The sequence below is a fragment of the Qipengyuania polymorpha genome (genome assembly GCF_019711435.1).
GTDB classification, from domain to species: Bacteria; Pseudomonadota; Alphaproteobacteria; order Sphingomonadales; family Sphingomonadaceae; genus Qipengyuania; species Qipengyuania polymorpha.
The window spans coordinates 414,302-428,591 of sequence record NZ_JAIGNK010000003.1 but is presented as its reverse complement, the minus strand read 5'-3'; the positions used below and the strand labels follow the sequence as shown (position 1 = coordinate 428,591).

The 14,290-nt window shown below is 63.1% G+C and carries 15 protein-coding genes; 6 read left to right on the top strand and 9 right to left on the bottom strand.

Annotation, left to right across the window (positions count from 1 at the left end; translation table 11 throughout):
• Positions 1–26: 26 nt before the first annotated feature.
• A complete protein-coding gene (locus tag K3152_RS10910) occupies positions 27–356 on the top strand; it encodes a hypothetical protein (RefSeq protein ID WP_221574132.1) in 330 nt (109 codons plus the stop codon).
• Here the strand turns inward: K3152_RS10910 and K3152_RS10905 are convergent.
• Positions 353–1,291 (bottom strand): L-threonylcarbamoyladenylate synthase, encoded by a 939-nt coding sequence (locus tag K3152_RS10905; RefSeq protein WP_221574131.1) that lies wholly within the window; start codon positions 1,289–1,291, stop codon positions 353–355. The two genes, K3152_RS10910 and K3152_RS10905, sit on opposite strands and share 4 nt — an antisense overlap.
• Positions 1,292–1,338: 47 nt before the next feature.
• Between K3152_RS10905 and K3152_RS10900 the strand changes: the two genes are divergently transcribed.
• Positions 1,339–3,078 carry an acyl-CoA dehydrogenase family protein gene (locus tag K3152_RS10900; protein ID WP_221574130.1) on the top strand — a complete coding sequence of 580 codons (1,740 nt, stop codon included), beginning with the start codon at positions 1,339–1,341 and terminating at the stop codon, positions 3,076–3,078.
• Positions 3,079–3,087: 9 nt separating this feature from the next.
• Here the strand turns inward: K3152_RS10900 and K3152_RS10895 are convergent, their stop codons facing one another.
• The gene (locus tag K3152_RS10895; protein WP_221574129.1) at positions 3,088–4,548 is read right to left on the bottom strand and encodes a PQQ-dependent sugar dehydrogenase; all 1,461 of its coding nucleotides are present in this window, start codon (positions 4,546–4,548) and stop codon (positions 3,088–3,090) included.
• 91 nt (positions 4,549–4,639) lie between these two features.
• Here K3152_RS10895 and K3152_RS10890 point away from each other — a divergent pair, with 91 nt between their 5' ends.
• The gene (locus tag K3152_RS10890; protein ID WP_221574395.1) at positions 4,640–5,122 is read left to right on the top strand and encodes a GAF domain-containing protein; all 483 of its coding nucleotides are present in this window, start codon (positions 4,640–4,642) and stop codon (positions 5,120–5,122) included.
• A gap of 3 nt (positions 5,123–5,125) precedes the next feature.
• Here the strand turns inward: K3152_RS10890 and K3152_RS10885 are convergent, their stop codons facing one another.
• The 6 genes from K3152_RS10885 to K3152_RS10860 all read right to left on the bottom strand — a co-directional run bounded on the left by K3152_RS10885 (position 5,126) and on the right by K3152_RS10860 (position 10,952).
• Complete coding sequence (locus K3152_RS10885; protein ID WP_221574128.1) at positions 5,126–6,064, bottom strand: ParB/RepB/Spo0J family partition protein; 939 nt, start codon at positions 6,062–6,064, stop codon at positions 5,126–5,128.
• Complete coding sequence (locus tag K3152_RS10880; RefSeq protein ID WP_282098369.1) at positions 6,061–6,849, bottom strand: ParA family protein; 789 nt, start codon at positions 6,847–6,849, stop codon at positions 6,061–6,063. Before K3152_RS10880 ends, K3152_RS10885 begins: the two co-directional genes overlap by 4 nt.
• A gap of 2 nt (positions 6,850–6,851) precedes the next feature.
• Positions 6,852–7,478, bottom strand: coding sequence for a 16S rRNA (guanine(527)-N(7))-methyltransferase RsmG (rsmG, locus tag K3152_RS10875; protein WP_221574126.1), 627 nt, complete (start codon positions 7,476–7,478; stop codon positions 6,852–6,854).
• A complete protein-coding gene (gene mnmG / locus K3152_RS10870) occupies positions 7,475–9,328 on the bottom strand; it encodes a tRNA uridine-5-carboxymethylaminomethyl(34) synthesis enzyme MnmG (protein ID WP_221574125.1) in 1,854 nt (617 codons plus the stop codon). The genes rsmG and mnmG overlap by 4 nt, the downstream gene beginning before the upstream one ends.
• Positions 9,329–9,401: 73 nt before the next feature.
• Positions 9,402–10,676: a tRNA uridine-5-carboxymethylaminomethyl(34) synthesis GTPase MnmE gene (mnmE, locus tag K3152_RS10865; RefSeq protein WP_221574124.1), complete on the bottom strand. Its 1,275-nt coding sequence runs from the start codon at positions 10,674–10,676 to the stop codon at positions 9,402–9,404.
• A gap of 12 nt (positions 10,677–10,688) precedes the next feature.
• A complete protein-coding gene (locus K3152_RS10860) occupies positions 10,689–10,952 on the bottom strand; it encodes a DUF6489 family protein (protein WP_221574123.1) in 264 nt (87 codons plus the stop codon).
• Positions 10,953–11,052: 100 nt separating this feature from the next.
• Between K3152_RS10860 and K3152_RS10855 the strand changes: the two genes are divergently transcribed.
• The 3 genes from K3152_RS10855 (at position 11,053) to K3152_RS10845 (ending at position 13,774) form a co-directional block, all read left to right on the top strand.
• Complete coding sequence (locus tag K3152_RS10855) at positions 11,053–11,751, top strand: dienelactone hydrolase family protein (protein WP_221574122.1); 699 nt, start codon at positions 11,053–11,055, stop codon at positions 11,749–11,751.
• A 71-nt stretch (positions 11,752–11,822) separates the two neighbouring features.
• A complete protein-coding gene (locus K3152_RS10850) occupies positions 11,823–13,382 on the top strand; it encodes an FMN-binding glutamate synthase family protein (protein WP_425594680.1) in 1,560 nt (519 codons plus the stop codon).
• On the top strand, positions 13,370–13,774 hold the full coding sequence (locus K3152_RS10845; protein ID WP_221574120.1) for a nuclear transport factor 2 family protein: 405 nt from the start codon (positions 13,370–13,372) through the stop codon (positions 13,772–13,774). Before K3152_RS10850 ends, K3152_RS10845 begins: the two co-directional genes overlap by 13 nt.
• Here K3152_RS10845 and K3152_RS10840 read toward each other — a convergent pair.
• The gene (locus K3152_RS10840; protein ID WP_221574119.1) at positions 13,766–14,290 is read right to left on the bottom strand and encodes an AAA family ATPase; all 525 of its coding nucleotides are present in this window, start codon (positions 14,288–14,290) and stop codon (positions 13,766–13,768) included. The genes K3152_RS10845 and K3152_RS10840 overlap by 9 nt on opposite strands.

Below are 14,290 nucleotides of genomic sequence, written 5' to 3'. Positions count from 1 at the left end.
GGTGGCCGCACGAAAGGAATTCCCCCGTGCGCCGCCTGGCCCTCTTTTTTGTACCCGCTTCCGCTTTTCTCGTCTCCGGCTGTATCAGCACTGTCGCCGATGTCGTGACCGCGCCGGTAAAGGTCGTCAGCAAGGGCGTGGACCTTGCCACCACCAGCCAGTCCGAAGCGGACGAGAAGCGTGGCCGGGAAATTCGCCGCCGCGAGGAGCAACTCGCCAAGCTCGAGCGCCAGTACGACAAGCAACTCGACAAGTGCCACGAGGGCAATCGCCGCGCCTGCGACGAAGCGCGCGAGACCTATGCGCAGATGCAGCAAATCATCCCCACGATCCCGGTGGAGCCGGAGGACGGTTAACCTGCCGGCGTGGCAGCGCGCCTGAGGCGATCGTTGATGGCCCGGCCCAGCCCCGAATCGGGGACGGGCGCGATGGCGATGCGCGGCTTTTCGGACTGAGCCCCCAGGTGCAGGCAGGCATAGAGCCGTGACGCCGCCTCCTCCAGATTGCCTTCGAGCGAGAGCGAGCAATCGCCCGCAACTTCCCCGAAACCAATGTAAAATTCGTCCTCCACACTGCGGATGACGTCGAGGCGCACCGGCTTGCCCGGCGCGTAATGGCTCGCAAGCTGCCCCGGCGCCTCGATCCGGCCTCCTTGTGTCGCCGCCTCGGAGAGGCTCTCGAAGTCGAGCGGCCCCGGGCGCAGTTGCTCGAGCGCTCCACCCTCGCGCACCGCGATAATCGTCGATTCGAGGCCGCGTTCGCACTCTCCGCCATCGATGACGGCATCGATGCGCCCGTCGAGCGACGCCAGCACATGCGCGGCGCTGGTAGGACTGATGAAGCCACTGCGGTTGGCCGATGGCGCCGCGAGCGGAAAGTCGAGGCTGCTCAAAATTTCGCGCATAACCGAATGATTCGGCATGCGAATTGCCACGGTGCCCAGCCCTGCCGTCACGGCTTCGGCCAGCCTGGCGTCCTTGCGGCGCGGCAGGACGAGCGTCAGCGGCCCGGGCCAGTACTCCTGTGCCAGTCGCTCCGCCTCTGGCGAGAAATCCGCAAGCTGCCTCGCCGCATCGAGCGAGGAAACGTGGACAATCAAAGGGTTGAAGCTTGGCCGTCCCTTGGCCTCGTAAATACGCGCAACCGCCGCATCGTCATCGGCACGCGCCGCGAGTCCGTAAACCGTCTCGGTCGGGACGGCCACCAGCCCGCCGCCCCGCAGGATTTCGCCTGCACGGGCGAGGCCCCCTTCGCCGCTGCCGAGCGTTTCCGTAGCGTATTTGCCGCTCATGCCTGCGCGCTATATCTGCGGGCAGGTAAAGCCAAGAGGATATCCGCGTGACCTACACTCCCGCCACCCAGGACCAGTTGCTCGCCATCCGCGTGAACGCCGGCATCGAAGAGCTTGCCGCGTCCGAGAAATTCGCTGCCGCCGAGCCCGATATGGTCGAAGCCATCGTCGAAGGCGTAGGACAATTCGCAGCCGGTGAATTCGCGCCGCTCAACCGGGTGGGCGACCTCGAGGGTGCAAAGCTGGAGAACGGCGTGGTTCGCCTGCCGGACGGCTTTGCCGAGGCCTATGCGCATTATGTCGAGCAGGGCTGGAACGCGATCGCCTCCCCCGAAGAGTTCGGCGGGCAGGGTCTCCCCTTCACGCTTGCCTGCAACGTGCTCGAAAACCTTGGCACCGCGAATATGGCGTTCAACCTGCTCCCGATGCTCAGCGTCGGCGCGATCGAGGCGCTGGAGCACCATGGTTCGGAGGAATTGCAGCAGAAATACCTCCCAGACCTCGTAAGCGGGAAGTGGTCGGGCACGATGAACCTGACCGAGCCGCAGGCCGGGTCCGACGTCGGCGCGCTGCGAACCACGGCGAAACCCATCGAAGATGGCGAGCATGCGGGCAAATACCTGATAAAGGGACAAAAAATCTACATAACTTGGGGTGAGCACGAGCTGGCGGAGAACATCATCCACCTCGTCCTCGCACGCCTGCCCGATGCGCCCGAGGGCAGCCGCGGGATCTCGCTCTTTACCGTGCCCAAGTATCATGTGAAACCGGATGGGTCGCTCGGCCCGCGCAACGACGTCCGCTGCGTCAGCCTCGAGCACAAGCTTGGCATCAACGCATCGCCCACCTGCGTGATGAGCTACGGCGACAACGACGAGTGCATCGGCGAACTGGTCGGCGCGGAGAATCGCGGCCTCGCGGCGATGTTCACGATGATGAACAACGCGCGCATCAACGTCGGAAACCAAGGGGTGCAAATCGGCGAGCGCGCCACGCAGCAGGCGATGGATTACGCGAAGGAGCGCGTGCAGTCGGCGCGCGCAGGCTCACCCGACAAGAACCCTGTGTCGATTATCGAGCATCCCGACGTGCGCCGCATGCTCCTGCGCATGAAGGCACTGACCGAAGGCTCGCGCGCGTTGCTCTATTACACCGCCGGTCAGGTCGACCGCGGCGTGCTGGGCGACGAGAACGCCAAGGCCCGCGGCGAGGTCCTCACGCCGCTCATCAAGGCCTGGGGCACCGATATCGGCATCGAAGTCGCCAGTCTCGGCGTGCAGGTCCATGGCGGCATGGGCTTTGTCGAGGAAACCGGCGCGGCGCAGCACTGGCGCGATTCGCGCATCGCCCCGATTTACGAGGGCACCAACGGTATCCAGGCCGCCGACCTCGTCACCCGCAAGCTCGGCCTGCACGATGGCGAGGCAATCGGCAGCCTGATTGCCGATATCGAGCGCGAATGCGGCGGTGAGGCGCACCTCCTTACCTTGGCGCGCGATTGTGCCGACGTCGTCGCATGGATGCGCAACGAGGCCAGCCTTGACGACCGTCTTGCCGGGAGTGTGGCCTTCTGCACCATGCTGGCGGTGGCAACGGCCGGGTGGCAGCTGCTGCGCCAGTTGCGCGCGGTGGAGAGCGGCGACGCGCCTGCATTGGTCAAGTCCAAGCCCGCCAGCGTACGCTTCTTCCTCGACCGTATCGTGCCTGAAGCGTCAGGCCTCAAGGCCTCGGCCATGGCGGGCGGCGAGGCGCTCTACGCGATCCCGACCGAAGCGCTCTTGGGCTGAGTCCTCACCTTATTCCGGCGTGACGTACCGGGCGTAATCGTCGTCCTCGTCCTGCCCGAAGGTCGCCGCTTGTCCGCGCAGTTCGCGCTGCGGCGGAAGGCGGTCGCCTCGCACGCGTTCGATGGCCGATTGCGGAGTGGCGCCGGGTGAGGTGACGCGCCAGATGATGCCGGCCGTGTCGTCGCTCACGAGCAGCGAGCCGTCCCCCGCCCATTCGACCCATGTCGGGCGGCCCCGCGTATCGCCGTCATCCTTGAGGAAGCCGGTGAGAACCGGAACAGGCTTGCCGGTCGGATTGCCGCGCGCGTCGAAGGCGACATAGACGACGTCGTAGCCCGAGGGCGGCTTGCGGTTCCACGAGCCGTGGCGGGCGATGAAGGCGCCGCTGCCGAAGGCCTCGCCCAGCGCCGCGCCTTCCCTGCTGAAGACGAAGCCCAGCGCCGCGACATGCGGGCCGAGCGCGTATTCGGGCTTGCGGATGTAGTTGATATATTGCGGCGTCGGGTGCTTCACGCGGCGATCGTAATTGTCGCCCCAATAAACCCAGGGCCAGCCATATTGCGCGCCAATGGGCACATTGGTGAGGTAGTCGGGCACGAGGTCGCTGCCGAGCATGTCGCGCTCGTTGACCGTGGTCCAGAGTTCACCCGACCACGGGCTGAAGTCGAGCCCGTTGGGATTGCGCAGCCCACCTGCAAACTGGCGGCGGCGGCCGCTGACGAGGTCGAACTCCCAGATGAGCGCGCGACCCTCTTCGGCCTCCATGCCCTTGTCGGCGATATTGGTATCCGAACCCACCGCAACATAAAGACGTTGCCCGTCGGGGTGGATTTCGAGGTTGCGCATCCAGTGCCCGCCCCCTGCGGCAAGGTCGGCCACCTTGCGCGGCTCTGCCGTCACGCGGTCACCGCCGAGTTCGTAAGGGAAAGCAAGCACTTCGTCGTGATTTGCGATGTAGAGTGTATCGTCGGACCAGGCGATGCCCGAGGGAGAATCAAGTCCGTCGACCAGCACGCTGCGGGTCTCCGCCGTGCCGTCACCATCCTCGTCACGCAGCAGCACGACCTGGTTCGCGGACGGGCCATTCGCGCCCGCCTTTGTCATCAGCTTGTTGGCAATCCAGCCCATGATGCCGCCACCGCCCTGATTGGGCGAGCGCGTGAGCGAAACGAGGATATCGCCATTCGGCAGCGCATAGAGCGTACGCGGGTGGTCGAGGCCTTCGGCGAAGCGATTGACCGCAAGGCCTTCCGCCGCGACCGGCTTCTCGGCCTCGGCCCAACCCACCGGGTCGGCAATTGCGACCGTCGGGAAAGTCTCGGCATCGGCCTCTTCGAGCGTCGGGTCGGTCCCGCTGACCTCGGCTACCGATAGCCCTGCGGTATCGCCGCGCGTCACAAAATAGGCGAATATCGCTAGGAGGAGGAGAATGACGAGAAGGGCAATGCCCAGCTTCTTGAGAATGCTCATGGAAGCAAGGGATAGGCGAGCCCCGCCCTGCCCGCAATCATCTAGTCGCATCAGCCCTTGCGCGCGCTCGCGGCGGCCCTAGATGGACGCCATGTTCGATTTCCGACCCGCAGACGACTGCCCCAAGCCCGAAGCCTATCGCCAGCTCCACGAAGCAGCCGAGGCGCTCACCGCTGGCGAACCCGATGGCGTGGCCAATATGGCCAACGTCGCCGCGCTCGTGTGGGATTTCCTGCCCGATTTGAACTGGGCCGGCTTCTATCGCATGGTCGAGGGCGAACTGGTTCTCGGCCCCTTCATGGGCCGACCTGCCTGCATTCGGATCCCGCTCGGCAAGGGCGTGTGCGGTACGGCAGCCGCCGATGCAGCAACGCAGCTGGTGGAGGACGTCCACGCCTTCCCCGGCCACATCGCCTGCGATTCGGAGACCAATTCGGAGCTCGTCGTGCCAGTGATGCGCGGCGGCGACGTCGTGGCGGTTATCGACCTCGACAGCCCTTCGAAAGCGCGGTTCGACGAGGAAGATAAGGCGGCAATTGAAAGACTTGCCGAGATTATCTCGGAAAGAATCTAACTCTTAGATATCACCGCCGGTCAATCGCTGGCAAATCAGGTCGAGCTGGTCGAGCGTACGGTAACCGATGGTCACCGTACCCGTGCCGGGCGCGCCTTCAGTCTTGATCTTGACTGGCAGGCCGAGGAACTCTTCGAGATGACCCTGTACCGCCGTGATATCGGCATCATCGGTTGCGTCGACGACCGACGTAGTTCCGCCCGAACGCGTGGCTTTCGGCTTTTCGCCACGCGCCAGTTTTTCCACCTGGCGAACCGAGAGATTGTCATTCACCGCCTTGCGGGCAATGTCGCTCGCATCGTCATTGCCGATAAGCGGGCGGGCATGGCCCATGGTGAGCCGTCCGTCGGCCAGCATGTCGAGCACGTCGTTGGGAAGCGCGAGCAAGCGCTGGAAATTGGCGACGTGGCTGCGCGATTTGTCGACCAACTGGGCGATTTCCGCCTGCGTCATGCCCTCTTCTTCGGACAGCTTTTGGTAAGCGCGCGCTTCTTCGAGCGGGTTGAGATCCTCGCGCTGGAGGTTCTCAATCAGCGCCAGCGCCATGATTTCGCGCTTGTCGAGGTCGCGAACAATGGCAGGAATGGCGTGCAGGCGCGCGCGCTGGGCCGCACGCCAGCGCCGCTCACCGGCGACGAGCTGGTACCGTCCGTCGCCTTTGGCGGTGACGATAACAGGCTGGATAACGCCCCGCTGCGCAATCGAGGCCGCAAGCTGGTCGAGCGCATCGTCGTCGAAATGCGTGCGAGGCTGGCCCGGGAGAGGCGAAATGTCGGCGACCGGGATGTCGCTGAGGCCCGTAGCCGACGGAGCCACTGCATCGCCCGACTGGTTACCTTCGTTACTGGATTCGCGAACCAGCGGCTCTTCGCGCTGGATCTCGCCCATCAGCGCGCCAAGGCCGCGGCCGAGTTTCTTCTTGCGGTCTACTGCAGCGCTCATGCGGCTTTCCTCTTTTCTGGCAGGCGCCCGATCAGTTCGCGAGCCAGGCCGATATAGGCGCGGCTGCCGGGGCAATTATGGTCGTAGATAAGCGCAGGCATGCCGTGGCTGGGAGCCTCGGACAGGCGCACATTGCGCGGAATAACGTTTTCAAACACGAGGTTACCGAGGCAATCGCGCACGTCGTCGGCAACCTGGTCGGTCAGCTTGTTGCGGCGGTCGAACATGGTGAGCGCGATGCCGACTATGCCCAAATCGGGGTTGAAGCGTTGCTGCACGCGCTCGACCGTCTGGAGCAGCTGGCTGAGCCCTTCGAGCGCAAAGAACTCGCACTGAAGCGGGACCATCAGCGTGTCCGCTGCGCCGAGCGCATTGAGCGTCAGGAGACCAAGTGAAGGCGGACAATCGATGAAAGCAACATCGTAACCGGCGAAACCATTTTGCGGAGCAGCCAGCGCCTTCTGCAGGCGATGGGTGCGGTCCTCGACCGAAACAAGCTCAACCTCGGCGCCAGAAAGGTCCTGCGTCGCAGGCACGATGTCGAGACCGGGAATTTCGGTATTCTGTGCAGCCTGCGCGAGCGTAGCGTCGCCCACCAGCAAGTCATAAGTGGTGAATTCGCGCGCGGCATTGTCGATGCCGAGGCCGGTCGAGGCGTTACCCTGCGGGTCGAGATCGATCAGCAGCGTGCGCCATCCCGATGCTGCCATGGCCGTGGCGATGTTGATGGCCGTCGTGGTTTTCCCCACCCCGCCCTTCTGGTTTGCAATCGCGATGGTAATCATACTCAAGCCTCTACCTTGCCCTGACCGACGACGATTCCGGCTTCGTCATCCGTAATGGAGTGTTCCACGTGGAACATTTTGCGCTGCTTGCGCGGTAGTTCTTCCACTTCCTGCGCTGCGGAACGCCCTTTGGGCAACACCCAGTGTGTACGTGCTGTGGAGAAGCGTGCGGATAAACTGAGCAGTTTGGGTAGCGGAGCAAAGGCTCGGGCCGAGATTACCGCCGCTTTTCGCGTGTCGGCGAGCTCGAGACGTTTTCCCTCGATTTCGCAATTCGCGAGTTCGAGTTTGCGCGCCATCGCTTCCAACCATTCGATTCGGCGCTTCCGTGATTCGATCAGGACCGTCGGCTCGTCGGGGCGGAGGATGGCCAGAACCAGCCCCGGAAAGCCCGCACCGCTGCCGAGGTCGAACCAGGCTCCGCGTGTTTCACGTGGAACATGCGGGATGAGCTGGGCCGAGTCAGCAAAGTGTCGGACCCACACCTCCTCCAGCGAACCCTTCGATACGAGGTTCTGTCTAGCGTTCTCGGCCCTCAAGTCTTCGGCAAGCACTTCCAGCTTGGCGATGGCTTCGGCCCCGCCGAGCCCTGCGATGAAGCTCCGCGCGTCAGTCTCGTTGGAAATCACGCTGCTTTTTCCTCCAACCGCCGGGCATGGACGAGAAGCGCAGCAAGGGCTGCGGGCGTAATCCCGGGCACACGTCCAGCGGCGGAAAGCGTCTCGGGCCGTGCCCGGCCAAGACGCTCCACCATCTCGTTTGATAGTCCTGGCACGCGGTCGTAGGGGAAGTCGGCCGGGAGCTTCAGCTGCTCCCCTGCCTTCAGGTCCCTCAGCTCGGCCTCTTGGCGGGCGAGATAGGGTTCGTAGATGGTGTCCTCGACCATTTCGACCGTGAGTGCGTCCTGCGGGTCTATGCCGCCAACGATACCCGCAAGCTCGTCGATGGATATCTGCCCACCCCTCAGCCACTCGCGCAGCTTTTGTGAGCCGCGGTCCGCCTTGGCCTTCAACCCGCCATCGATGAGCGCATGGGCATGAACCTCCTCGTCAAGCCGATTATCGATGACCGAACGTCGCGCTTCACGTGAAGCGAACCAGTCGGCCCTCTCATCCCCAACCAACCCAGCCTCGATGCCAAGACCGGTGAGGCGCGTATCCGCATTCGCGGCACGCAAACGAAGACGGTACTCGGCACGCGCCGTGAGCATGCGGTAAGGCTCGCTGACGCCCTGCAGGGTGAGGTCATCGACCATGACAGCGATGTAGGAATTGGCTCGGTCAAGACCGACAGGATCCCGGCCCAGCACACTGGCCGCCGCATTCATGCCAGCAACAAGGCCTTGCGCTGCAGCTTCCTCGTAACCGGTGGTCCCGTTGATTTGTCCGGCGCAGTAGAGGCCCGGAATGGCTTTCAGTTCAAGCGTCGAGCGAAGGGCTCGCGGGTCGATATGGTCGTATTCGACCGCATAACCGGGGACGGCCATCTCCACCCGTTCCAGCCCCTTCATCGCGCGCAGCATATCGTGCTGGACATCAACAGGGAGCGAGGTGCTGATCCCGTTGGGATAGACGAGATGCGTCGAAAGCCCCTCCGGCTCGAGAAAAATCTGGTGCCCCTCCCGATCGCCGAAACGATGGATCTTGTCTTCGATGGAGGGACAGTAACGAGGGCCGGCTGCCCCGATGGCTCCCGAAAACAGCGGCGAACGGTCGAGATTGGCACGAATAATATCGTGCGCCTCGGTGTTGGTCCTTGTGATGGCACAAAAGACCTGCGGGTTCGTGCGCCGAGCGGTGATGGAGGACATCGTCCAGCTTTCGCCATCGCTCGGCTGCTCTTCGAGACCGGCCCAATCGATTGTACGCCCGTCGAGGCGTGGAGGTGTCCCGGTCTTGAGTCGAGCCATCGGCAGTTCGGCATCGCGCAGCTGCGATGCAAGGACACGTGCCGCATCCTCGCCAATGCGCCCTCCCTCGAACCGCTCTTCGCCGCGATAAAGCGTCCCGCCGAGGAATGTGCCGGTGCAGAGGATGACAGCCGAGGAGCGCAGGACGCTATCGTCGGCGAGCTTGATACCACAGACGGCATCGCCCTCCATGGTCAGTGCCGCAGCCTCACCCTCCACCAGCGAAAGGTTCTCTTGCGAGGACACGATGCCCTGCACCGCACGATGAAACAGCGCCCGGTCAGCCTGGACGCGAGGGCCCCAGACCGCACTCCCCTTCGAGCGGTTCAGCATCCGGTAGTGAATGGCAGCCGCATCGGCAGCGCGCCCAATCACACCGTCGAGCGCATCGACTTCCCGAACCAGGTGCCCCTTACCCAATCCGCCGATCGCCGGATTGCAGCTCATGGCACCGATCTTCGAGAGATCGAAACTTACCAGCGCCGTCCGCGCGCCCATCCTTGCCGAAGCGCAAGCCGCCTCGACGCCGGCATGTCCGCCGCCGACCACAATGATGTCGAAATCCTGCATGGCTGCGCCGATACCGCAAACGACGTTGGCGGCAAAGCGCTAAGGTTGTTCCACGTGGAACATTCTCATGAAGTTACTTGCCGATACAGAACCGACCGAAGAGCGCGTCGAGCATGTCCTCGGTGGACTGGCGTCCTAGGAAGCGATCGAGAGCAACCCTCGCCAAGCGCAGCCGCTCTGCCGTCAGGAGGAAATCCGCATCAGTCTCGATGCCACTCAACGCCTCCATTGCCTCACTAAGCGCATCACCCTGACGGGCATTCAGTGCCGCGGTCCCCGGCTTGGGCAAGAGGCCCCTTGCGCGCTCGAGCAACCCGGCGACCAGACTTTCCACTCCGTCACCGGTTACGGCGGAAACTACATAATCTGGCTCAGCTTTTTCTTCGTTGTTCAGATCAGAACGCGATGCCACTTCCAACGCGCCCTCCGGTCCACGGCCTTCCTCGCCGAGCCAGAGAACTATGTCCGCCCTCCCCAATTCGCCGAGCGCACGTTCGATACCGATACGCTCGATATCTCCTGCTCCTTCCTCACGCAGGCCAGCCGTGTCGACCAAGAGGAACGGCACGCCCCCCAAAGCGACGGGCCGCTCGATGACATCACGCGTCGTACCTGCTTCCGCCGAAACAATGGCTGCCCCCTCATCGAGGATGGCGTTGAAGAGCGACGACTTCCCCGAGTTGGGCGGGCCGGCGAAAACTACACGGATGCCATCACGCAATCGCTCCACCCTTGGCGTTTCGATAGCCTCTCGCCACTCCTTGAGGAGCTGTGAAAGTTCCACGTGAAACATTTCCGGCAAACCGCCGACATCGTCTTCATCGCCAAAATCGAGCTGCGCCTCCACAAGTGCCGACAGCCGCAATACCCGTTCGCGCCATTCTTCGACCTTCCGGGACAACCCGCCACCCGCAGCTTCCTGCGCGGCGCGACGCTGCAATTCGGTTTCGGCTGCAAGTAAATCGCCGAGGCCTTCTGCTTCGGCCAAATCAATGACGCCGTTGGCAAAGGCGCGGCGGGTGAACTCGCCCGGCTCCGCTCGCCGCACTCCGTCTATCCGGCCGAGTGCCCGCTCGACAGCCGCAATGACCGCCCTGCCCCCGTGACAATGGAACTCGGCCAAATCTTCCCCTGTCGCGGTCCGCGGGCCGGGGAACCACAGCACCAAGGCCTTGTCGAGCGCGTCGCCATTTTCATTTCGCAAGGTGCGAAGACTTGCATGTCGCGGCTCGGGCATCCCGCCGCACATCGTCTCGACAACTTCACCGGCCTTCGGTCCGCTAATCCGGACAACGCCGATGGCAGCCGGAGGCGCTCCGCTGGACAGGGCGAAGATGGTGTCGGTCATGCGGGGAAGAGCTCAGTCGTCGGAAGCGTCGGGCTTCTTGGGGGGAGTGCGCGCCGCCTGCGCGCCTTCGATGAAGCTCTGGAACAGCTTGAAGCCGGCTTGGCCCATCGGCGCGAGCTGCTTGGCATATTCCTGCAGCTGGTCGGTGTTCGACACGCCCTTCATCGCCTTCGACATCATGTCGACATAGATGTCGTTCGCCTTGCCCACGTCGGGCAGGCCCATGAAGGTCCGCGCCTCCTCCGGCGTACAATCTATCTCGATATGGACCTTCATCGCGTTTCCTCCGTTAGGACTTGTAAGCGCCTATCTGGGGCTGCATGCCGCGTCATGCAAGCATAAGACAGTTCGAAGACCTGCGAGGGAGAATTCACCGATGAGCGAGACCGTTACGATTGCCACCCTGTCCGGCGATGCGAAGTTCGATGCCTATGTCGCAAGACCCGCCGATACTCCCAAGGCGGCAATCCTCGTCATCCAGGAAATCTTTGGTGTAAATGCAGGCATCCGCCGCAAGTGCGACAAGCTCGCCGAGGAAGGTTATCTCGCGGCTGCGCCCGACCTCTTCTGGCGGCTTGAGCCCGGTGTCGAACTCGACCCCGATGTGGAACCCGAATTCCAGCGCGCGCTCGACCTGATGGGCAAGTTCGACCAAGACCAAGGCATCCGCGATATCGAGGCGACCATCCATCATATCCGCCGCGAGGAAGGCGTCGCCAAGGTGGGCTGCGTGGGATACTGTCTCGGCGGCCGCCTCGCCTATATGACCGCCGCGCGTACCGACGTGAATGCTTCTGTCGGATATTACGGCGTAGGCATCGACGGCCTGCTGAACGAAAAACACGCCATCGCGCACCCGCTATTGCTCCACGTGCCCACCGAGGACGGTTTCGTCGACAAGGACACGCAGAAGGCAATGCACGAAGGTCTCGACGACCATCCCAAAGTCACGCTCTACGATTACGAAGGGCTGGACCATGGCTTCGCCACCGAATTCGGCAAGCGCCGCCGCGAAGAGGCAGCGAACCTTGCCGATAGCCGCACGGCCGACTTCTTTGCCGAGCATCTCGCTTGATTCCCAACAAGGCGAAGTGGCGCGATTCCGCTGAACTGGCGGTACGCTACGGAATACCGGTGGCGCTCTTGGTGCTGTCGGTATTGTTCTGGATTGCGCCGTGGGGATGGTTGAAGTGGGGACTTGTCCTCACCCTCCCCTTATTTGTCATCGCAATCTGGGATTTCTTTCAGCGTAAACATACACTTAGGCGGAATTACCCGCTCGTTGCCCGTATCCGCTGGATCATGGAAGACCTGCGCCCTTTCGCCCGGGCCTATGTGGTCGAGGGAGACCTTGAAGGCCGGCCTTTCAACCACGACGAGCGCAGCCTCGTTTACGCCCGCGCCAAGGGGCAACTCGATTCGCATCCCTTCGGGACCGAACTCGATGTCTATTCGGACGAATACGAATGGCTGGCGCATTCCATCGTGCCGAACGAGGATGCCCCTCCCGAATGGCGCGTCGATGTCGGGTCGAGCCAGTGTTCGCAGCCCTATTCGGCCTCGCTGTTCAATATCTCGGCGATGAGCTTCGGCTCGCTCTCGGCCAACGCCATCATGGCGCTCAACAAAGGCGCGGCGGCGGGCAATTTCTACCACGACACGGGTGAAGGCGGGCTGTCGCGCTATCACCGTTCGCATGGCGGCGACCTCGTATGGGAAATCGGCAGCGGATATTTCGGCTGCCGGAACGAGGACGGCACATTCAATCCCGACAAGTTCGCCGAGACCGCGACCGACCCGCAGGTCAAGATGGTCGAAATCAAGCTCAGCCAGGGTGCCAAACCCGGCCATGGCGGCGTCCTGCCCGGGCCAAAGGTGACCAAGGAAATCGCCGAAACGCGCGGCGTGCCGATTGGTCGGGACGTGATTTCACCCCCTGCCCACTCGACTTTTTCGACACCTGTGGAATTGCTCGAATGGGCGGCGCAATTGCGCGATTTGTCGGGCGGCAAGCCGGTCGGCATCAAGCTGTGCGTCGGCAAGCCGCATGAAGTCTTCGCCATTTGCGAGGCGATGCTCGAAACCGGGATCAGGCTCGATTACATCGTCGTCGATGGGGCCGAAGGCGGAACGGGCGCTGCGCCGGTCGAATTCTCCAACCGCGTCGGTATGCCGCTGCGCGAGGGGCTGATCCTCGTGCGCAATGCGCTCGTGGGGACGGGCCTCAAAGACGAGATCAAGATCGCCGCAGCGGGCAAGGTGCATTCGGGCGCTGGTCTTGCGATGAATTTCGGTCTCGGAGCGGATTGGTGCAATGCAGGCCGCGCATTCATGTTTGCGCTTGGATGCATCCAGTCGATGAATTGCCACACCGACCGCTGTCCCACTGGCATCGCGACACAGGATGCCACCCGCCAGCGTGGCCTCGTCGTCCCTACGAAGGCCGAGCGTGTCACCCGCTTCCAGCGCCATACCCTTCATGCGCTTCGTGAAATGGTCGTCGCCATGGGCCTCGATAATCCGTGGCAGATCGAGCCCTGCCACATCTCTGAGAGGCAAAATTCCGCCCGCAGCGACAGCATCGACAATATCTACAATTTCCTGCGCCCCGGCGAGCTCCTGGAAAGTCCCGAGGGCACCCAATATGCCAAGGCGTGGGCCGCCGCGCAGTTTGATAGCTTTGGAGAAGCCACATGTCGGCAATAAGGGGCCTCGAAAACTGGCACCATGTCATCGAAAACGGCAGCAAGGCGGCAGAGCTTGCTGGGATCATCCATGAAGATGCGGTCTTCCACTCGCCCGTGGTCCATACGCCGCAGAAGGGTCGCGACCTTGTCGTCGCCTATCTTTCGGCGGCCGGGCAAACGCTCGGCAACGACAGCTTCAGCTATGTCCGCGAACTGGTCGACGGCGACAATGCCATGCTCGAATTCGAGACACAGATGGACGGCATCCATGTCAATGGCGTCGACATCATCCGCTTCGACGAGAACGGCACCATCGTGGACTTCAAAGTCATGGTGCGACCATTGAAGGCCGTGAACAAGGTCTGGGAGCAAATGGCCGCGATGCTGGAGGCGATGAAGGGCTCAAATTAGGGCGAGAACGAACTCCGCTCGTCCCGCCGGGTCAAGCGAGGGAAGGTCCACTATCGTGTAGCCAGCACCTCTCCACGCCGATGTAACGGCGAGATCGCTCGCCACAGCCTCGTCCCAGCTCTGTGTGCGCTCGGCATCGCGGCAATAGATCTCCTCCCAGGCAGGTGCTCGAAAAACTACGGGTTCGTACCGACAGGCTTGTAGCTGACGCTCGATCTCTGCCTTCAGGGAACGGGACGAGACGGGCATGGCAGCCAGGTCACCCAGCCCGCGATCGTAGAACATCGGACCCTCCCAGCCCGCAGCCGCCGCATGACGGCATATCTCGCGCTTCAGGATTGCCGCAGCAAACCCGTCCGGATCGTTTGCCCGCAGTCCGGGCCCGCCCTCTCCACGCAAAACGGCCCGGGCCGCTTCCGGAACCGTCCGAAAGCCGCGCCGGGCCAGCTCTGCAAGCAATGTCGTCTTTCCCGCGCCGGGTCCTCCTGTGAGGACAAACCGCTGCGGTCCCGCCAC